The following is a 19,739-nucleotide window of genomic DNA, read 5'->3' on the forward strand; positions in this document are numbered from 1 at the left end:
CCGTGTCGTATCTTTGCGGGCATGATGACATCAGAGCCACTCGTTACGCAGGAAACGATTACCCGTTTTTTTATGGACCTGCAGGATCGCATCTGTCTGGCGCTGGAAGCGGCCGACAGCGCGGGGCAGACCGAATCCGGCCGCTTCCGCGAGGATAGCTGGGAGCGGCCGGGTGGGGGCGGAGGCCGCTCGCGAACTCTGAGTAACGGACACACGATCGAAAAAGGGGGCGTGGGTTTTTCGGCGGTGCATGGCCAGGCGACCGAAGCGAACTTACGTACGCTGAACCTGACCGAGCCGGCGCAATTCTACGCCACCGGGGTTTCGATCGTGCTTCATCCACGTAGCCCAATGGTGCCGATCATCCATATGAACGTTCGGTATTTCGAGATGAGTAGTGGCCACAGCTGGTTTGGGGGCGGCATCGACCTGACCCCCCACTACGTAGTCGAGGAAGATGCCCGCTGGTTTCATCAGTCGCTCAAAACCGTCTGCGACCGCCATCAGCCCGACTATTATCCTACGTTCAAAACCTGGGCCGACGATTATTTTTACATCCCTCACCGTCAGGAAACCCGGGGTGTCGGCGGCATTTTCTTCGATTATTTAAAACCCACGGATGCGGCCCACAAAGCCAGTCTGTTTGCTTTTGTGCAGGATGTGGGTAATGCTTTCGCGCCGATATACACGCACTTTATGCACCAGAATCGCGAACTGCCCTTTGGTGAACGCGAAAAAAACTGGCAGTTGCTGCGCCGGGGCCGTTACGTGGAGTTTAACCTGGTCTGGGATCGGGGCACCAAATTCGGTCTTGAAACCAACGGTCGTACGGAATCCATCCTGATGAGCATGCCTCCGCAGGCCAACTGGATCTACGACTTCCACCCCGAACCCGCAAGCCGCGAGGAACAAACACTGCACTGGCTTCGAAAAGGCGTGGAATGGGTTTAACCAACAAAAAAACAGAAACTAACCGGCTTGTGAAAAGCAGATTAATTTCTGTCTATGAACGCAACACTTCGTCGTTTACCTGCGTACAGTGAGCAGATAAGCTTTAAAACATGGGTCAGAAATGTCAACTCTGCTGGAGTTGGCATTTTTTGTTTCCCGGTCACTAGGCTTTCGCGCCCGTTTGCTCACCGCTGTGCAGTTTGGTAAGCTTGGTGGCATCGAAATCCTGCGGCTGCGGATTATCTTCGTTACTGCTCACACAGGTAACGGTACGGCCCCCGTCTTTTACGGCTCTGACGGTCATGGGCGAGCTGCCTTCCAGTAAAACTACCTGATCACCGGGTTGGAATTGAATGGGTGTATCTGCCATTGGAATAAGGTTTAGCGAACGTTGATGGATTGATCTCTATACCGTCGGCCTGATTTATTGATTATTCGGCCCGCCGGAATATCATCCTAACCAGCATCTGGGGTATCTGGTTTGACAGGAGCCAGATGAGTCGGTCAGATTTGAGCCAACGGCATGGCTGCAGAATTTTCAGGCCGTTTCCCGGTAAACGGAACAAACGGCCTGGTCGGGTAAAATCACATCTTTATGCGACAGCCTGGCGTTGCACACCGCCCGCTGAGACCCGTATCTTTGGTTATACAATGACAACTGAATGTATGCGGTTCGGACGATGGCTGGTATGGGGCTTGTTGATGCTCCAATCCGTGGGGTTGCCAGCGCAGCCATCCGACGTCTCTTTCGAGCAGTTTACCACCGATCACGGTCTGTCCAACGATCTGGTTACGGCTATGCTGAAAGATCGGCGCGGATTTATGTGGTTCGGTACGGTCAACGGTCTGAATCGGTTCGATGGCTTACAGTTCACGGTGTTCCGGCGGACCGGCCGGCCGGATGGCTTACCGGGCAATTACATCGTCAACGACGGTATCGCGCAGGATCGCGACGGATTTCTCTGGGTGTCGACCAACCGGGGCTTATGCCGGTATGATCCCCAAACGAACCGGTTTCGAAACCTGGCCCTGCCCGAACAGCGCGATCAGCTGGCCGATAATGATTTTGTGTCGCCCGTCCGGTTCGATTCGGACGGGAATGGCTGGTTCGCGTCGATAGCACAGTTGTACCGGCTGGAACCACGAACAGGACGCCTGACCGCTTTTCCGTTGCCCCTCATCCGGCTTAACAGCTACGCCACGCCTATGCCGGACCGACGGGGCCGGCTGTGGGTTCACCACGGAGGAGCGATCTATCGGTTCGATCCGGCAACCCGCCGGTACACGTATCAGTTTGGCGAAGCCAGCGCGCATGCGTCGGTAGAATTTATGGTTGAGGGGCCGCAGGGCCAGTTATACGTCCTAACGAACCACTCGGGGGTTTACCGCTACGATGGTGCAACGGACCGCTTTCTGAAATTGCTGACTGGTCCGGCGGGCCTTACGGCGCTGGCAGAGGATCGACTGCCCGACGGTCGGCCGTTCTACTGGCTGAGTAGCCCCAACCGGCTCATGACGTATGGACCACCGGCGGGCCGCAAAACGGAGTTTACGCCTATGGCCAGCGACCCGCTGAGTTTTCCGGGCGGAACCGTTGGCCTGATCCAGACCGACGCGCAAACGGGTATCGTGTGGATGGGTACGACGAAAGGCGTGGTCAAGGTCGATCCGGTAGCGTTGAAATTTGGTCGTAAATGGCTCCGGACTACGCCCTCCGAAACCGCTGAACAGGTCGAGACCATCCGGCAAGACGACCGGCACGACTCGTGGTACTGGGTGCTGTCGCGCAATAGCCTGTACCGGTGGGACCGTCAAACGGGTGTAGTGCAGGCCATCCGAAATGACCCCTCGCTGAGCGATCCGGACTACCACTGCCTGACCCAGGACGAACAGGGGCGTTTGTGGATCGGCAGGACCGGCGGCCTGGCAATCTATGACCCTCAAACCCGTCGATGGCAAATCCGGCGGGACGTCGGTTCGGCCGATCGAAGAAATAACGTAAGTCTACTCGCCCTTTGCCGGGGCCTGGATGGACGCATCTGGCTGGGGACGGCCTTCGATGGGCTCCATTGGTACGATCCGACGACGAACCGCATCCAGCGCTGGCACGGATTGCCCCCGGAGTTGTTCGCAAACGGCATCAGCCGGCTCCAGACCGATCCGTTCGGGCAAATCTGGGCGCAAACCCGCGCGGGCCTGTTCCGGGTGAATCCGTATACCCAGCAGACCCGACGCATTCGGGTGCACGGTTCGGTGGTGCCGGTGCAACCGTCGGACCGGCTGCACAGTACCTTTTTCGTTACCGACCGCGGACAACTCTGGGTGGCTGGTATCGATTTTCTGGTACGGGCCGATACCAGCGGGCGGGTCGATCAGACCTATACCTTGGCCAACGGGCTGCTGGCCGATCACGTATTTGGGATTGCCGAAGACCGGCGCGGACACCTCTGGCTGACGTCCGACAATCAACTGCATGAACTGGACCCGCAGACGGGACGCTTCCGCTATTACAACCGGGCGAATGGATTGTTTGGAAATACGCTGTTCGGGCAGATCAGCGTCGACCGGCAGGGGCAGCTGTTTACGGGCTATCTGGACGCCTTCAATTACTGGAAACCCGAACGACTTCGCCAGAACACCGTGCCGCCCCCGGTGGTCATCACCCAAATCCGGGTAAATAACCAGCCACGGCTGGTCGGCTCTTCGATCCGGCTGGAGCCGGGTGAAAGTACCCTGGCCGTCGACTTTGCCGCCCTTACCTTCAGCCAGCCCGAAAAAAATCGGTATGCCTATCGACTGGTCGGCTTCGATCCGGACTGGGTGCCGACCGACGACCCGACGGCTACGTATACCAACCTTGAGCCGGGCACGTATACCCTTCGGGTGAAGGCCGCCAACAACGACGGTGTGTGGAATGAAACGGGCGCGTCGCTGGCGATCCGGGTGGTGCCTCCGTACTGGAAAACCGACTGGTTTCGCCTGCTGGTCGGGCTGGTGAGTGTCGGTCTGCTGTACGGCCTCTACCAGTACCGCGAACGCCAGCGGCAACGGCTCGAACGGATTAGGGATCGCATTGCCACCGACCTGCATGACGACATGGGGTCGACACTGAGCAGCATCCGGATTTTCAGCGATGTCGTGCAGCAACAGATAGCCCCCACGACGCCCGACGCCGTGCCGATCCTGCAACGCATCAGCAGCAGCGCCACGGCTTTGTCGGAGTCGATGCAGGATATCATCTGGACCATTCAGACCAAAAACGACCGGCTCGACGATGTCGTTGCCCGCATGCGGGAATTCGGGCTGAAAATGGCCGAAGCCAAGGGTATTGTCTTTCACATGCAGGTATCGGAGCAGTTCGAGAAAACCCGCCTGAACGTCGAGCAGCGCCGGAATCTATACCTGATCGTCAAGGAAAGCATCAACAACGCGGTGAAGTACGCCCAGGCTTCCCGCATCGACGTGTGCCTGACGATCGAAACCGGCAGGCAATTACACCTACGCATCAGCGACAATGGCCGGGGTTTCGACCCAGGATCGGTACAGCCGGGAAACGGATTGCCGAACCTGCACAAACGGGCGCGCGAAATCCGAGGCAACTTAACCCTGACATCAGCGCCCGGAGCGGGCACACAGATAAACTTATTGACGAAGTTATGACGGACTCTATCAAGCTTGTTTACTACGAAGACAACCGCGACCTGCGCGAAGGAATTTCGTTTTTATTCCAGGCCACGCCGGGTCTGGAACTGCTCGGCGCGTTTGGCAACTGCCGCAACCTGACCGACGAAATTCGCACCCTACAGCCCGATGTCGTGCTGATGGATATCGATCTGCCCGGCATCAGCGGCATCGAAGCGGTGCCACTCGTGAAAGCGGTGTTGCCCCAAACCCAGGTGCTGATGCTGACGGTGTTCGACAACGAGGAAAAGATTTTTCAGGCGATCCGGAACGGGGCCAGCGGGTATCTGCTCAAACATACGCCCCCGTCGGAGATCATTGCGGCCATTTTCGACGTACACCGGGGCGGGTCGCCCATGACGGCCAATGTTGCCCGGCAGGTGTTGCGGTTTTTTCAGCAGCAGAACGCCCTGCCCGCCGGTAAACCCCTGCCGGGCGTTGGCGCTCCAGTGCCTAACCCCGATCCGGACGACTATAAACTATCGGCTCGCGAACTCGACATCGTGAAGGGGTTGGTGGCGGGTTACAGCTACAAACTCATTGCCGACGAGTTGCACATCAGCATCGACACGGTCCGCTCGCACATCCGGCATATTTACGACAAGCTGCAGGTCAACTCTAAGACCGAAGCCATACTGAAAGCCATGCGTGAAGGTCTGGTATGAAAGGGAGCCGTTAGTAGGCAGTAGCTAGTTAGGCTCAATACATAACAGTTTTAAGAAAAGACAAATCATCCCCCTTGAAAAGAGTGCTGGCTGAGTGGTATTTATAAACAAAATATGGCTGCCGTCTCTTTTTAGGCTGAGCCCGCTTTTAACGATAGTAAGTTGGCTAAAAGCGAGTTATGAATACAGGGAGATTTGTTTATGTAGTCGATGACCAGCCTGATTTGCGGTTTATCATCCAGAAAATATTTGCTTTATCCTTTCCAGATTACCAGGTGTACCTGTTTGAGCATGGCCAGGCGTTGCTGAACGGGCTGGCTCAGACAGCATTGCGGCCCACGCTGATTTTGATGGATCGACACATGCCCGTTCTCGATGGCTATCAGACCTTGCTTCAGATAAAACAGAATCCGGCTTATCAGGCGATTCCGGTAGTGATTATGAGTGCAGACGCTGATTCGTCTGAGATACGGGCCTTGTACATGGCGGGGGCTAACTCATTCGTGAGAAAACAGATTGAATTCGGCGCGCAGATGGAGATGATTACTCAAGTAGGAAAATACTGGCTTGAAACCAGCCAGAACGAGTGATTACGACGCCGTTTTTAGGTCTATGGATTCGGCATGATCTCCTTTTCGATCTGGTCCTGATCCTGAAGGTATTCTTTCAGTTCGTCTTCGGTAGCAAACAATTTGAGTTCTTTGATGGGTAGGTTGATTCGAATCGGCAAACGCATCAAATCGCTGTATTTGCCGGTCGGTTTGACGACATAGACCGCTGTCGAAACTTTCATTTCAAATGTATCGACGGGTTCAGTAATAACGCTCATTTCTTCCAGGCGTCCATCGAAGAAGATACGTTCGATTTGGGCTTCAAAATAAGGGTATACTTTTTCTGCTTTATCGGCGGATCGTTGCTCATGCTTTTCATTGACATAAATGATGTCGCCTACTTTAAATGGTAAGTTAACAGCTTCGAACGTGATAGTCATGGGACTGATTGTTTAGTGAATGGTACACGAGGCTACCTTTAAATAACCCTTTAGAGCTATTCTACTGGTTGACGTTTCAGTTTTGGCTTTTTACCCTATTCCCGTTTTTATTCGTACAGATCGGTCTGGTCAAAACCCTCTGCCGATTCAACCATGGAGTAACGAACTGTGGCAGGATGCCCCCAAACAGCGCCCTGGCTGTACGTACAGACGAAATAACCCACTTCGTTTTTAAAGATCGCCAACACGATCTCGTCATTGTCGGAGGGATCGCCAACCGTGTCGGTAACTAGTTTGCCTTCGCGTCGGTACACCACGCTGGCCATTCGATGAGCGGTTAGCTCATAGCCTATCTCTTTTAATCGGTTGGCAATACGGGTATGAACCCGTTCGGCTTGCTCGTCGCTGGTGGCTGAGGGTAGAAAAAACTTCATGGATTGGTGATTTAAGAAATGCTGACCGCCAATTCAGAGAAGTGAAGGAGAGTCGTCCAGATGAACAGGTAAATTACTGGCTTTCAGGCTTAAACGCGGTTTACGGCGAATTGTTCAGAAAAATAGCCTCGTTTCTTTTGCCGTCGCACTGGCGAACCTGGGCAACCAGTTGGCCTGGTTTAGCTACGGCACCTCCTGAGCCGGTAACCAGCTACAGTTTATTTTTCAGGTTAGCGAGTGCCAAACTGATAACTGATCGATTTCCAGTCTGGCGGGTCTGGTAGATACGACGTGTATTCCTGTAATCGACCTTTTCATCAAAAGGCTCTTGTAAACCTACTTCAGGTTTGGATATGTCAACTTGAATCAAGGATCGGCCTTTCGGTTTAGATCTCTGATTTTCAGCCTTTTCTTCGAATGGAAATGACGCTCTGGCATACCACAGAGGCCATCACGAACAGTAAGCCAACGTAAAACGAAGCATTTACCCGCTTGCTCTCACCGAAGAACAGAAAAGCCATGATAATAGCGTAAATCGGCTCCAGATTGAAACTCAGGTTGACCGTGAAGGCCGGTATTTTCTTTAAACTTTCCGCGAACAGAACATACAGGCCAACGGTACAAAACAAGGACAGCAGCACTAAATAAACCGTGTCTTTCGGCCCCGGAATCAGGCTCGTCGTCGGGAAGAAATAAAGATAGACGGGTAGGAGCAGGCCCAAACCGATCGTTCCGCCAATCATCTGATAATAGTTGATCACCCGGCTATCGTACCGCTGCACCAATCGCTCGTTGTAGATGGTGTATAGAGCGGCAAATGCAGAAGAAACCGTGCCGAGAGCAATACCCAGTTGATAAGACGTATCGAAGTGAAAAATCAGGCCAATGCCTGCCAGGGTAAGCAAGCTAAGCAACAGCTCCGAGCCGGCGAACTTCTTTCTGATCAATCCAGTGAAAACAGCCGTAAAAAAGCTCGTCAGGCAGTAGCAGACAACCCCGATCGAAATATTGGCGTACTTGATACTGGCATAAAAGAACACCCAGTGGGTCGTGATAAACAAGCCAACTTTGGCAATGTCCAGCTTCTCCTGGCGAACAATGGCCGTGCTGATGCCGAACAGCCTGATGATAAGAAACAGCCAGATGGCGGAGAAAAAGACGCGATACCAGACCAGAAGGCCTTCATTCAGTGAGATGAGCTTACCGAACACACCGGTAAAGCCGGCCAGCACTACCGCCAGGTGTAGTACCAGATAGGATTTTTTCATACAAATTGTCTAAACCCAATATAGAAGTTTAAATGATCAATGGAGTAAACGTCGACCCACAGCAAGCCCATCCCAACAGGGGTTGAATCAGGCAGTCGACAGGTCATCGAAAATTTAAAGGCAGGGGGGCGAAAGACAACTCTGGCAGTTCATAACGATGAAGTTTCGGCAAATATAGGGAACCGACCGGGTTTTAGGAATCAGGGCGGCTTCGCTTCTGGAAATACGCCCAACCCGCGGCTCGTGAGCCGGTTCAACCGGCACACTATCTATTCGAAACTTCCATCCACTTCCTACGGATTCCTGATTATTACGTATAAAATCACATCGTTGGAGGGCGCCATTCGGCCCTTTTCACATGTTTGTGCGATTGATGCGCGTCGGGCAGGTAGCCAATTTTGTAGCGTCTAATGAACACTACACAATTCTATGAAACGCTACCTTTCCTCTCGTCGTCCCATGGCTTATTTTCTTACCTGTTCAGGTGTCGATTTTGGGCTGATGGGGCTCATTCTGTTCCTCAGTGCCAGCCTAGCCGCTTCGGTCACCTACGCCCAGCAACTTAGCCGGGCCACCGTAACGGGTTTGGTTCGGGATGCCGCCGGTAAGCCGGTCGAATTTGCTACGGTCCTCTTAATGAAAGCGGCTCCCACAACTGGGTCATCTGCGTCCGTCGGCCAACCCGTTTCGGCAACCCAGCTCGTAAAAGGCGCAATAGGCGATGCTTCCGGTCAGTATGTTATCGAAGGCATCGAACCAGGTACCTATCAGGTTACGGCGCAGGTAGTCGGTTACGCAAAAGCGACGTCGGCTCCGTTTACAATTTCGGCCGGGCAGGTGCGGACCGAGGTAGGTCTGATTACGCTGACGCAATCGTCGCAGACGCTGGGCGAAGTGACTGTAGCCGCCAAAAAGCCGTTTATCGAGCAGCAGCCCGACAAAACCGTCATCAATGTCGAGAGCAGCATTAGTTCGGCAGGTGGAACAGCTCTGGAAGTGCTGGAGAAAGCGCCGGGGGTGCAGGTCGATAACCAGAACGATCGAATTACCCTCAAAGGGCGCGAAGGCACGCTGATCATGATCGATGGCAAACCGACTTATCTGTCGGCGCAGGAAGTGGTCAACCTACTGCGCAACACGCCGTCTAACGGGGTCGAGACCATCGAACTCATTACGAATCCGTCGGCCCGCTACGACGCAGCCGGAAATGCCGGCATCATCAACATCCGGCTGAAGCGCGGACGCCGGGTGGTGGGCACCAGCGGCAGCGCCACGGTAGGGGGCGGCTACGGTCGGTTTCCGAAAGCGTCGGCGGGGCTGACTCTGAATCACCGGGCGGGTGGCTGGAATCTGTTCGGTAACTACAACTACGACTACCGAGAAAGTTTTGGTTCGGTCGATGCGCTGCGGCAGTTCGGCACCGGCGATTCACTGACGACAGTCAATAACCTCGGGTATCGGCCCAACGCGGCCCGAAACCATACCTATAAAGCTGGTGCGGATTATTCACTGAGCAAACGCACCACCGTTGGGCTGATGCTCAACGGCATGATCAGCAATACCCAGGCGACGATCGATAGTAAGAATCTGACCTATAACGCCACCGGCCAGCTTCAGCAGAACATCACCATGATCAATGCCTCGACGCGCGGTCTGAACCGGCTGGCGGCCAACGCCAACCTGAAACACGCCTTCGATACCCTGGGTCGGGAACTGACGATCGATGTAGACTACTCACGTGTGACCATCCGACCGCAGGATAACATGCGAACCCGCTATTTCGGCGCGGGGGGCGAAGAAACCCAGCCCGAACTCGTGCAGCGGAACCTGCCACCCTCGACCATCGTGATTCGTGCTGCCAAAGCCGATTACGTCCACCCGCTGGGCAAAAGTGGCCGACTCGAAGCCGGGAGTAAAATGTCCTACGTAACCTCAGACAACGACGTGCGCTTCGAAACCCTGACCGAAACCGGCTACGTACCCGACCCGGCCCGAACGAACCATTTTCTGTACGACGAAACCATTGTGGCGGCTTACCTGAACGCCAGCCGCGACTGGAGCAAGTGGTCGGTACAGGCCGGGCTGCGGGCCGAACATACCCGTTCGCTGGGCAATTCGGTTACCCTGAGCAAAGTGGTCGACCGGAACTACCTCAACCTGTTTCCCAGCGCGTTTGTGACCTATAAAGCCAGCCCGGCGCATCAGTGGCAGCTTTCCTACAGCCGACGCATCGACCGGCCCAACTACCAGGACCTGAACCCGTTCATTTACGTAATGGACCCCTACACCTACTACCAGGGCAATCCGTTCCTGAGCCCGCAGTACACCAACGCCTTTCAGGTGGGGTATACGTACAAGAACGAAACGACCATCAACCTGAGCTACAACCACACCACCGATGTTATTACGGGTGTCAACGATCAGCAGGAGCGGGTACTGCGGACCACCGTGGTGAACCTGGCTGCGCTGGATAATCTCAACCTGAGCATCGGTTTGCCGATTACGATCACCAAATGGTGGACGGCCCGCCCCACGGCCAATGTCTTCTGGAACGCCTACAACGCCGACTATGCCGGACACCGACTCGACTACCGGCGACTGTCGGCCAACCTGACGCTGAACCAGAATTTCGTGCTGCCCTACGGCCTGACGGCTGAAGTGTCGGCCTTCTACAATTCGCCGGGCGTGTATGGGATGATGCAGTTCCGGGGTATGGGCCAGTTGAGTCTGGGTGTGCAGAAATCCCTCTGGAACAAAGCCGCTTCGTTGCGATTCAACGTCAGCGACCTGCTACACACGATGCGGTCGGGTGGCTACAGCAATTTTGCCACTACCAACATCCGCTTTGTCAACCAGTGGGAAAGCCGTGTGGCCCGGCTGACGTTTACGTATAACTTCGGCAACCGGAACCTGAAAACTGCCCGCCAGCGTCGGTCGGGTGTCGAAGAAGAGCAGGGACGGATTGGGGGAGGCAGCAACTAAGCGGGTCGGAAGAGGGCTGCGAATACAGGCGGTTTTGGGGTAGTTATCGCCCGAATGCCGCCTGTTGTCAATTTCCACTGGCATAAAGGAGGCTGGTTTATCAATTTAGCGATGCCGTATGATACTCCATCGTTGAGTTGAACCAGGCAAACCACCCTTTAACCCGACCACAGGCATGTCACTTTTCTGGATTTTATGGGCCATCGACGCGCTCATTGCCCTGATTTTTTTTTATTTCTTTTTCATCGGCATGGCCGATGGGTCCGTCTCGGCCGATAACCTGGGGTTGTGGATGCTAATTCTGACAGGTCTGGGTACTATACTTGGGGGCGGCTACTGGCTGCATACGCATCAATACAGTGGCTGGGGGGCGGCATTGCTGGCTCTTCTGGCAATTCCAGGTGTCTTATACGGTCTGCTGATGGCGCTCATGCTACTTTTGAATCCCCGCTGGAATTAAGCGAATGCCTGAGGGAAATCTGAGTTAGTCTACTGATATCCTGGTGTGATGCCGCCGGGATCATATCCGAAAACCGTTGCTATTGGTAAATCCGGCCCGTATCTTCATGGTTGTTTTTCCATTAAAGGAATCTGATCATGACACGGATGAGCCTGGATGAGGAAGTCGCCCTGTACCGGTTTGGTCAGGGCGTCAATGCCGCCGATGAATTGCTTGGGCAATTCCGTCTGGCAGACTGGTTTGGAAAAAGGATAAAATTTTTTGAGCTGGATCGGCTGATCATGCAACTAAAGCCGACCGGGTCAGAGATCGATCAGGCGCTGGTCGACAGCGGTTTAACGGATACGTCGCTCTCCGACGCCGTCCTGAAACATCACCGATCGGGCAGCCGGGTCCGGTTGAGGAAAAGCCTGTCGGCAGATGAACTGGAGTCGGGCTACCGGTTGCTGATGGCCTTGTTCAAACAAACGTACCAGCGGCATCGGCTGTCGGCTGACACATCGGATTGGCACTACTGGGATTTGTCGAATCCGGAAACGATACAGGCTGTCCTGATAAAACACCGGACGGTCGTCGATGAGGTGTATAACAATCCCAGCTTTCGGAGTGAGTTTGTCAGCATGGCCAAATTATGGCATGATAAATACCCGCAGCACCCGTCTAATAAGCCCGAGGCTGAGCCGGTACCGGAGCTGCAGACCCACTTTGAGTTTGTAGGATACGATGAAATCATTACTCTTTCGATTGAACAGATCAGGGATAAAACCAACTGGTCGATGGCCGCGCTGCACCAGTCCGTAGAAAAAGCCCTGGCCATCCGGTACGGCTTAGACCAGCACCAGGCCAACCGGGTCCTGTTCGACGTAATGGAACGACATATACGAGAAACCTATCATACTGGACTTTTTTAAGCAGGTGACCAAAAAGCGACTGATCACGTATACCCTGCTGGCCGGATGTCTGCTGGCTGCCATCGGGTTGATCTACGTATACCGCGAATACATGGGCGAAGACGCGCCCACCACGGCCGATAGCCAGACCAGCCCCATCGTCGGCAAACGACTGAACGCGGTGATACAGCGGGTAGTAACGGACCGGTCTGGTAGCCGGCCGAAACTTGACGTAGCTTACACCGACATCGACACCAAAGAAACGGCTAACTTCCTGGTCGACAGCGCCTACCGCCAACAGCTGCACGTGGGCGATACCATCACGAAAGATAAGTGGGAGAGGTTGCTGCTGGTCTACCCGAAGGCCGGCAAAATCGAGACGATACCCATTGATTAAGCGGGTGTGCGCCTTGCTTTAGAGGTACTGAAAGTCTTTCTCCGTAGCCAACTTCTCCTGCCAGCCTACTACCTCCGCCAAACGCGTCGACTTGAAACAAGCAGCTTTACAATGGGGGTAACACGGGTGGAAACCCGCGATTTCCGGTCAACAGCCGCGGGTTTCCACCCGTATTACAGCGTATTTATTAATTGAAGGACCGTCGAAAAGCCAATGGCGTAACGGTTGTTTTGGCTTTGACTAACTTGCTGAACGATGGCAAAGGCTCGAATCCTAACCGGTAGGCAATTTCGCTTACCGACAGATCGGTAGTAGAAAGGAGTAGCCTGGCTTTCTCGATCAACTTGTTATGGATGTGTTGCTGACTGCTTTGGCCCGGCAATACGTGCAGCAGCACACTCAGATTCCCCGGCGACACGTTCACCTGACCAGCCAGGCAGGCAACGCTCGGCAGGCCCCTTTCCAGCAGGGCATCGCTGTAAAAGTAGGCCGTCAGCAGTACCACCAGTGGGCAATGATGACGGGCTGGCTGAACTTATCCAGATTCGTCTGATACTCCTGGCGGATGTAGCCAAGGATACTTTCTTCCTTCTCAGACAGATATAGGGCTTCGTAGACCGAATAACCGGGTTTGCCGGATCGCCTGGACATAATTGCCAACCTGACGCCGGGTCGCTGCCATGACGTCCAGGGTAGGGTCGGTCGGTGTAGTCGAAAAGGGGCAGCATGCAATAGACCGCATCGGCACCCGCAAAGGTGGTAATCAGAAACGAGACGTCGTCGATGGAGCCGATGGCCGGGGTAGCTCCTAATGCCTGAATGGCTTTTTGATGTCGGGTTTGCTATTGATCAGGGTAACCGAGTGGCCTTTCTGAATCAATTCCTGGGTGAGCGGCCTGCTGATGTTGCCTAATGAACCTGTGACGACAATTTTCATACGCTGGTTGTATTGGTTGTCTCAAAGGTCATCGATCGGCAGGAGAGCGATTTACCAAAGTCGGGTCGGTGGGAAGCACGTAGTGACAACGCGCATTCTGCTGCGCTGCCTGACAACGATCAGCTAAAGGATTGCCTGAATTCCAGCGGAGACTGGTTCGTTTTGGTTTTGAACAGCTTACTGAACGATTGCAGGTGTTCGAAGCCCAGTTCGTACGCAATTTCGCTGACGGTCAACTCGCTGGTCGACAGCTTTTCTTTCGCTTTTTCGATCAGCTTCTCATGGATGTGCTGCTGAGTATTCTGGCCCGTCAGTACTTTTAGCAGACTACTCAGGTATTTGGGGGATAGATTTAACGATTGGGCGACATACCCAACCGTCGGCAACCCTTTCGAGATCAGATCGTCATGGGCAAAATACTCGTTTAACAACTTCTCCAGCCGTTCGAGTATCTGGTGGCTGGATTTGTCGCGGGTAATAAACTGCCGATGATAAAACCGGTCGGCGTAATTGAGCAGGGTTTCCAGGTGCGAGATGATAATCCGCTTGCTGAACTTATCGATGGTCGACTGGCACTCTTTCTGAATGTGAGTTAGGATATCGACCAGCAGAGCTTCTTCTTTTTCGGATAGAAATAAAGCTTCGCTGACCGAGTAATCCCAAAAATCGTACTGGTTGATGGTTCGGGCCAATGGCGTATTCCACAGAAAATCCGGATGAACGAGCAGCACCCATCCGGATTGATTGAGCTGGGCTGCACTCTGATCGACGGAGAGGCTCAGCACCTGATTAGGCGATACAAACGACAGAATTCCCTCGTCGTAATCGTAGGTTTGCTGCCCGTATTTTAATTTTACTTCCTGCGCATTGACGACCCGCTTAAGGGCAAGGCAGTAGAAATCGTAGCACCAGGACGCCGGTTCGCTTAGCTGGAAACGATCGACGGACTCCACCCCGAACACACTGATCAGCGGGTGTTCGGGTTTGGGCAGTTGCCGGAACTGCAAAAATTCGCCGATGGTTTTAAAGCGCTTCACGGGCTTACTCTTCTTTTCGTATTTCCAGTACAATCTTGCCGCGCACGTGTTTGGTTTCGCTTTCGCGGTGGGCATCGGCCACTCGCGGCAAGGGATAAACCTTACTCACGACGGCTTTTACTTTTCCCTCGTTGATCAGTCGTGTGGTACCCTCCAGCGACGACGCATAGGTGGTAACGCTTCCTCCGCCGACCATCGTTCCGGTAGCGTTCTTTCGGGTAAGGGCACGCAAAAACTCATCCGTAAACGGTTCGTCCAGGTGCGTACACACAAATATACCACCTTCCCGAATCACCTCGACCGACTTCAGTCTGACACTTTCATCGCGAACGGGCGAGGCATTGAACACCACGTCTATGTCGCGAACCAGTTCCTCAAACGACTGATTGGTGTAATCGATCACTTCAGCGCAACCCAGCTCTTTCAGAAAATCGGCGTTGTAAGCCGATGCCGTTCCGATCACATAGCTGCCCATAGCCCGGGCAACCTGTACCGCCAGGTTACCTACGCCACCAGCCGCCCCATGAATCAGCACCCGCTTCCCCGGCCCGACTTTACCCAGGTCTACGATACCATTCCAGGCAATAAGCGCACAGGACGGCAGCGCACCGGCCTCATTGAAGGTGATGCCGTGCGGCATGACCGAAAACTGACCCGCTTTAGCCACAATATATTCGGCATAGCTCCCATCGCCCGGGAAATTTGGCACGCCGTATACCTTATCGCCTTTTTTGAAATCGGTTACCGCACGGCCCGTTTCCTCGACCACACCGGCCGCATCCAGACCCAGGCCCAGGGGCAATTTCAGGTAGGCCCGTAATACCTCATTGCCACCCTGGCGAATGATGTAGTCGGCGGGATTGACACTGCTGGCGTATACCTTCAGCAGGATTTCGTCGGCGGCCGGGACAGGCCGTTCCACTTCCTCCAGCTTCATTACCTCAGGACCGCCAAATTCATGAATTCTGATTGCTTTCATCGTTCTCGTGTTTGTTGATGCAAAGGTCTGCCCTACGTTCGGAACGGATTTAGTCGAAATGCCTTTTCGCTTAGTCGAAATGCCGGTGCTTATGCTGATGGGCTCTTGGGTAACGATTACCTTGCAGGAAAAACTTAATTGCTATTCGCTACCATCATGAGAATTATGTTGCTGCTTGCCGGGCTGTTCAGTATGTTTTCGCCGGTATACGCCCAGATCAGCCAATTGCAGACAAAAATTGAACAGGTCTTTAAGGGCAGGAAAGCTACTGTGGGCGTGGGTATATACGACTTTAGCCATCGACAGACGCTCACCATCCAGGGCGATAAGCACATGGCCATGCAGAGTGTGTACAAGTTTCATGTTGCCTTAGCGATGTTGAAAGAAGTCGATAAGGGGCGATTCAAACTCACCCAGAAGATGCACGTGAGAAAAAGCGATATGATATCCGGTCTGCACAGTCCGATGCGAGAAGCCTATCCAAACGGCGAGGTAGACTTATCCCTGGCCGACATCATCCGGTATTCGGTTGCCGATAGCGACGGCAGTGCTTGCGACTACCTCTTCAGGCTGCTCGGTGGCCCCAAACAGGTAGACGCCTTCATTCATCAGCTGGGCATCCGGGACGTGGCCATTCGGGACACCGAAGCAAAGATGCAGGCGCCGGAAAACTGGGACGTTCAATACAACAACTGGACAACGCCGACGGCGATGCTCGACCTACTGAAGCTGTTCTACCAGCGCCGTATTCTCTCGGCTAGTAGCCACGCGTTCTTATGGAAACTGATGGCTGAAACAACAACCGGCCAAAACCGACTCCGAAAGTTGCTGCCCGCCGGTACGGTAGTAGCCCACAAAACCGGTACGTCGGTAACCACTAAAGACGGGCTGACTGGCGCTGTCAATGACGTAGGGTTCATTATGATGCCGAACGGCGAGCCTATCGCTATCAGTGTATTCATTATGAACTCGACCGAAAGCACAGAGACGAATGAGCGAATCATCGCCGATATCGCTAAACTAGCATACGATCACTTCGCTAAAGCAAATTGAGAACGTTTACCGGCACACTCAGCGGGGTTCCAGCCACTGATCGAGTTTGTCGCGACGACAGCCTCCGTCAGTTGAACGACTGTCGGAATTCCAAAGGCGATTGATTCGTCTTGCTCTTGAAGAGTTTGTTGAACGATTGTGAATGTTCGAAGCCCAGCTCATACGCAATTTCACTGACGGTCAGGTCGGTTGTCGATAATTTTTCTTTTGCTTTTTGGATCAGCTTTTCATGGATGAGCTGCTGGGTCGTTTGTCCCGTCAGTTGTTTCAGCAGGCTGCTTAAATATTTGGTGGAAATATGCAGCGTACTGGCCATGTACTGAACCGTAGGCAGACCTTTGGACAATAACTCATCGTTATTGAAATAAGCCGTCAATACTTCTTCCAAACGATCCAGAAGTTTGCGGTTGGTGATTTTCCGGGTAATGAATTGCCGTTCGTAAAACCGTTGTGCATACGTGAACAGCAGTTCGAGCTGGGCGATGATGACATCCTGGCTGAATCGGTCCATGTTGGCCTGATATTCCTGTCGGATGTTCTCCACAATACCGTTGATGATGATCTCTTCCTTACTGGAAAGAAACAACGCTTCATTGGCTGCGTAACCAAAGAATTCATACTGCTTGATTTTTTTGGCTAGGGACGTGTTCCACAAAAAATCGGGATGAATGAACAGCATCCAGCCTTCCAGCTTCGGCGGCACGCCGTTCTGTTCGCCCCGCAAAATCTGTCCGGGTGCCATAAACGCCATCAGCCCTTCGTCGAAATCGTATTTCTGTTGGCCATACAGCAGTTTGTCGCAGCCTCGTTTGAGCGAAACAACATAAAAGTCAAAGATTACCGCCTGTATATCCCTAACATTTTTTAGCCCCCCCACATCAATCATACTGATTAGCGGATGATGCGGATTGGGAAGATTCGACAGGCGGTGACCTTCAGTTATCGATTTGACTCGGTACAGTTTTGAGCTGTTCATACAACAGGTTGTTTGTTAAAACCGGAACGGGTACTGAAGCCCGATCAATAGGAGCGGCAAGACAAGAAATGGAATTTCCAGTAAAGCCATTGTGGTATTTCCGACTTTTAAGGATAAAGCCATGATCAGTAAAATGGTAATGGCATTCAGCACATTGCTCAGGAAAAATGTTTGCGGAAAAAGCAACATTAACCCGATAAGTATGGACAGTACGCCAAAATACGGCATAAGGCTTTTGGCGATGCCTAAATCGACCATCATTTTTGTTTGTTCGGCATTGGCCGGCTGAAAGGAATCCCAGCCATGTTTCAGGCTTAGAAATGCGGAAACGAATAGAAGTATGATGCTAATAATTTTCATTTGTCTGTTTGTTTAGTTGTCTGAATTTTTCAAATTCCCGATGCCCGAATCTCATGATCAAATTCGGTGCGATCCGGCTCATCAGTTTCACTATGCCTGACAAGCCCGGCTTGATTTCCAACTCGTCTCTCAAGATTCCTTTCACCGTTTCGCTGACCATTTTATCGACATCCATCATCTGACTTTGGTTCGGTTGCAGCACCCAGTCGTTCTGGAGATTGGTATTGACTCCCGGAGGGATCACTTCAAATACACGTACATTCGTTTTCTCAAGTTGCAGACGCAGGGCTTTCGTATAAGCATGAACCCCTGATTTCGACGCGCTGTAAATAGGAGCCGATGAATAGGTCATGAAGGCAATGGCGGACGAAACGTTGATGATGGCCGCTGAGGGCTGTTTTCTCAAATGCGGCAGAAACTGATGCACCATCTGGATCGTTCCCGAAAGATTGGTCTCAACTTCACGGACGATGTTTTCCAAATCTGTCGACGTATCCTGCAAATCGATCAGGCGCATAAGTCCTGCGTTGTTGATGATGATGTTCAAGTCAGGAAACGGCTGGGTCACATCTTTATACAGCTGCTCAATTTCCTGCGGTTTGCTCACGTCGCTTTGAACGAGTTGAATGGTTGGGAATTTACGTTTGGCCTCGTTCAAAGCGGCAGTGCTACGCCCTGTCACGATGATATTGGCTCCTTGTTCGGTGAGTTGTTTAACAAGCTCTAAACCGATTCCGCTTGTGCCTCCTGTAATGAGGATAGTGCTGTTGGCTAGTTTCATTGTTTCCGCTTTTTGTTGATGCAAAGTTCTGTAGCTGTACAAAAGCGGATGTAGCCTAAAGTCGAAACGTTGTAGTCGAAAGGGAGTATGATAACGGCCCGGTAAAAGCCATGCCTGAATGCGGCTAAACAGGAAGTTGCCACCGACAAATAATTAGGTACGCATTCCGGAAAAACAGGGTAGGGAACACGTAGTGGTAGAAGGCCCGGCAAGCAACATGAGCGCTACACAGCTGGCCCGTCGCTCTAAAACAAACAGCCACCGTTGGCTGTTATTTGGCCAGTGCAGTCAACCCGGTTGGGCAGGGCTGCCATACCATCACTTAGTATTCTTATGAAAACGAAAATCCTTCTATCGATTGTGCTTTGCGCGGCTCTAACCACCGGGGCATTGGCGCAGGACGACCAGGCAGCCACCCGGGCAGCCCGTAAAGAAAAAACTAAAGAAGACGTCAAGCGCGTTGGCGATAAAGTCGAAAATGGTGTTGCCGACGGAGCGCATGCGGTTGGTACGGCTGGCCGGGCCACCGGGAAAGCCGTTGGAAAAGCTGGTAAAGCGACCGGAGAAGCGGTAACCACCGGCGCAAAAGCCACCGGCCGCGCTGTTACCAAAGCGACCAAAGCTACTGGGCGGGCCATCAGTGGCGAAGCCAAGAAACTGGACAAGCAGTAGATCGGGTATCAACTGACCACGAATTGGAGCGATAGCCAGGTATGGCTATCGCTTTTTTTGCGTCAGAACCTGACGCTGAATCTGTTTCGTACACTTAATAAACCTGAGATTCCCGAGCATCGACGTCCGAAATAGCCCAAATGGCTTCTATCGGTTTCGAAGGGGATTGCAGGTACTGGCTACTGGCATTTGTGGATGCGTTCACAAGTTTTATTCCCAAGCGTT

23 protein-coding genes are annotated in these 19,739 nt (G+C 53.1%); 11 read left to right on the forward strand and 12 right to left on the reverse strand.

The window, feature by feature from the left end; genetic code table 11:
• Positions 1-24 precede the first annotated feature (24 nt).
• Positions 25-951, forward strand: coding sequence for an oxygen-dependent coproporphyrinogen oxidase (gene hemF / locus ACYVC2_RS22095; RefSeq protein ID WP_461107214.1), 927 nt, complete (start codon positions 25-27; stop codon positions 949-951).
• A 163-nt stretch (positions 952-1,114) separates the two neighbouring features.
• Here hemF and ACYVC2_RS22100 read toward each other — a convergent pair whose 3' ends face one another.
• Positions 1,115-1,321, reverse strand: coding sequence for a hypothetical protein (locus ACYVC2_RS22100; RefSeq protein ID WP_461105800.1), 207 nt, complete (start codon positions 1,319-1,321; stop codon positions 1,115-1,117).
• A 296-nt stretch (positions 1,322-1,617) separates the two neighbouring features.
• On the opposite strand from ACYVC2_RS22100, the gene ACYVC2_RS22105 reads away from it, so the two are divergent.
• From ACYVC2_RS22105 to ACYVC2_RS22115, 3 genes are all read left to right on the forward strand, one after another.
• Entirely contained in the window at positions 1,618-4,611 is a 2,994-nt protein-coding gene (locus ACYVC2_RS22105) for a sensor histidine kinase (protein WP_461105802.1), read from the forward strand.
• Positions 4,608-5,297 carry a response regulator gene (locus tag ACYVC2_RS22110; protein WP_461105804.1) on the forward strand — a complete coding sequence of 230 codons (690 nt, stop codon included), beginning with the start codon at positions 4,608-4,610 and terminating at the stop codon, positions 5,295-5,297. The genes ACYVC2_RS22105 and ACYVC2_RS22110 overlap by 4 nt, the downstream gene beginning before the upstream one ends.
• 179 nt (positions 5,298-5,476) lie before the next feature.
• Complete coding sequence (locus ACYVC2_RS22115) at positions 5,477-5,887, forward strand: response regulator (RefSeq protein WP_461105806.1); 411 nt, start codon at positions 5,477-5,479, stop codon at positions 5,885-5,887.
• A 20-nt stretch (positions 5,888-5,907) separates the two neighbouring features.
• On the opposite strand, the gene ACYVC2_RS22120 is transcribed toward ACYVC2_RS22115, so the two are convergent.
• The 3 genes from ACYVC2_RS22120 to ACYVC2_RS22130 form a co-directional block, all read right to left on the reverse strand.
• Positions 5,908-6,288 (reverse strand): hypothetical protein, encoded by a 381-nt coding sequence (locus ACYVC2_RS22120; protein ID WP_461105808.1) that lies wholly within the window; start codon positions 6,286-6,288, stop codon positions 5,908-5,910.
• A gap of 107 nt (positions 6,289-6,395) precedes the next feature.
• Complete coding sequence (locus ACYVC2_RS22125; protein WP_461105810.1) at positions 6,396-6,722, reverse strand: hypothetical protein; 327 nt, start codon at positions 6,720-6,722, stop codon at positions 6,396-6,398.
• A 401-nt stretch (positions 6,723-7,123) separates the two neighbouring features.
• Entirely contained in the window at positions 7,124-7,990 is an 867-nt protein-coding gene (locus tag ACYVC2_RS22130) for a DMT family transporter (protein ID WP_461105812.1), read from the reverse strand.
• Between the two features lie 429 nt (positions 7,991-8,419).
• On the opposite strand from ACYVC2_RS22130, the gene ACYVC2_RS22135 reads away from it, so the two are divergent.
• The 4 genes from ACYVC2_RS22135 (at position 8,420) to ACYVC2_RS22150 (ending at position 12,719) form a co-directional block, all read left to right on the forward strand.
• Positions 8,420-10,972: a TonB-dependent receptor domain-containing protein gene (locus ACYVC2_RS22135; RefSeq protein WP_461105814.1), complete on the forward strand. Its 2,553-nt coding sequence runs from the start codon at positions 8,420-8,422 to the stop codon at positions 10,970-10,972.
• A gap of 175 nt (positions 10,973-11,147) precedes the next feature.
• The gene (locus tag ACYVC2_RS22140; protein WP_461105816.1) at positions 11,148-11,432 is read left to right on the forward strand and encodes an osmoprotectant transporter permease; all 285 of its coding nucleotides are present in this window, start codon (positions 11,148-11,150) and stop codon (positions 11,430-11,432) included.
• A 137-nt stretch (positions 11,433-11,569) separates the two neighbouring features.
• Entirely contained in the window at positions 11,570-12,343 is a 774-nt protein-coding gene (locus tag ACYVC2_RS22145) for a DUF5958 family protein (RefSeq protein WP_461105818.1), read from the forward strand.
• Between the two features lie 4 nt (positions 12,344-12,347).
• Positions 12,348-12,719, forward strand: coding sequence for a hypothetical protein (locus tag ACYVC2_RS22150; protein ID WP_461105820.1), 372 nt, complete (start codon positions 12,348-12,350; stop codon positions 12,717-12,719).
• A 187-nt stretch (positions 12,720-12,906) separates the two neighbouring features.
• On the opposite strand, the gene ACYVC2_RS22155 is transcribed toward ACYVC2_RS22150, so the two are convergent.
• Positions 12,907-13,224 carry a helix-turn-helix transcriptional regulator gene (locus tag ACYVC2_RS22155; protein WP_461105822.1) on the reverse strand — a complete coding sequence of 106 codons (318 nt, stop codon included), beginning with the start codon at positions 13,222-13,224 and terminating at the stop codon, positions 12,907-12,909.
• Entirely contained in the window at positions 13,212-13,370 is a 159-nt protein-coding gene (locus ACYVC2_RS22160) for a hypothetical protein (RefSeq protein WP_461105824.1), read from the reverse strand. Before ACYVC2_RS22160 ends, ACYVC2_RS22155 begins: the two co-directional genes overlap by 13 nt.
• A 29-nt stretch (positions 13,371-13,399) precedes the next feature.
• On the opposite strand from ACYVC2_RS22160, the gene ACYVC2_RS22165 reads away from it, so the two are divergent.
• A complete protein-coding gene (locus tag ACYVC2_RS22165) occupies positions 13,400-13,531 on the forward strand; it encodes a hypothetical protein (protein ID WP_461105826.1) in 132 nt (43 codons plus the stop codon).
• Here ACYVC2_RS22165 and ACYVC2_RS22170 read toward each other — a convergent pair.
• The 3 genes from ACYVC2_RS22170 to ACYVC2_RS22180 form a co-directional block, all read right to left on the reverse strand.
• Positions 13,528-13,656, reverse strand: a complete 129-nt coding sequence (locus tag ACYVC2_RS22170) for a hypothetical protein (RefSeq protein ID WP_461105828.1) — start codon at positions 13,654-13,656, stop codon at positions 13,528-13,530. The genes ACYVC2_RS22165 and ACYVC2_RS22170 overlap by 4 nt on opposite strands.
• A gap of 119 nt (positions 13,657-13,775) precedes the next feature.
• A complete protein-coding gene (locus tag ACYVC2_RS22175) occupies positions 13,776-14,693 on the reverse strand; it encodes a helix-turn-helix domain-containing protein (RefSeq protein WP_461105830.1) in 918 nt (305 codons plus the stop codon).
• A gap of 4 nt (positions 14,694-14,697) precedes the next feature.
• A complete protein-coding gene (locus ACYVC2_RS22180) occupies positions 14,698-15,672 on the reverse strand; it encodes an NADP-dependent oxidoreductase (RefSeq protein WP_461105832.1) in 975 nt (324 codons plus the stop codon).
• 156 nt (positions 15,673-15,828) lie between these two features.
• Here ACYVC2_RS22180 and bla point away from each other — a divergent pair, with 156 nt between their 5' ends.
• A complete protein-coding gene (gene bla, locus ACYVC2_RS22185; RefSeq protein WP_461105834.1) occupies positions 15,829-16,725 on the forward strand; it encodes a class A beta-lactamase, subclass A2 in 897 nt (298 codons plus the stop codon).
• A gap of 67 nt (positions 16,726-16,792) precedes the next feature.
• Here bla and ACYVC2_RS22190 read toward each other — a convergent pair whose 3' ends face one another.
• From ACYVC2_RS22190 to ACYVC2_RS22200, 3 genes are read right to left on the reverse strand one after another with little or no spacing between them, the layout of a single operon-like run.
• The gene (locus ACYVC2_RS22190; protein WP_461105836.1) at positions 16,793-17,701 is read right to left on the reverse strand and encodes a helix-turn-helix domain-containing protein; all 909 of its coding nucleotides are present in this window, start codon (positions 17,699-17,701) and stop codon (positions 16,793-16,795) included.
• 15 nt (positions 17,702-17,716) lie between these two features.
• A complete protein-coding gene (locus tag ACYVC2_RS22195) occupies positions 17,717-18,061 on the reverse strand; it encodes a hypothetical protein (RefSeq protein WP_461105838.1) in 345 nt (114 codons plus the stop codon).
• The gene (locus ACYVC2_RS22200; protein ID WP_461105840.1) at positions 18,048-18,842 is read right to left on the reverse strand and encodes an SDR family oxidoreductase; all 795 of its coding nucleotides are present in this window, start codon (positions 18,840-18,842) and stop codon (positions 18,048-18,050) included. Before ACYVC2_RS22200 ends, ACYVC2_RS22195 begins: the two co-directional genes overlap by 14 nt.
• 333 nt (positions 18,843-19,175) lie before the next feature.
• On the opposite strand from ACYVC2_RS22200, the gene ACYVC2_RS22205 reads away from it, so the two are divergent.
• Positions 19,176-19,514: a hypothetical protein gene (locus ACYVC2_RS22205; protein ID WP_461105842.1), complete on the forward strand. Its 339-nt coding sequence runs from the start codon at positions 19,176-19,178 to the stop codon at positions 19,512-19,514.
• Positions 19,515-19,739 lie beyond the last annotated feature (225 nt).

The sequence above is a fragment of the Spirosoma koreense genome, assembly GCF_054777875.1.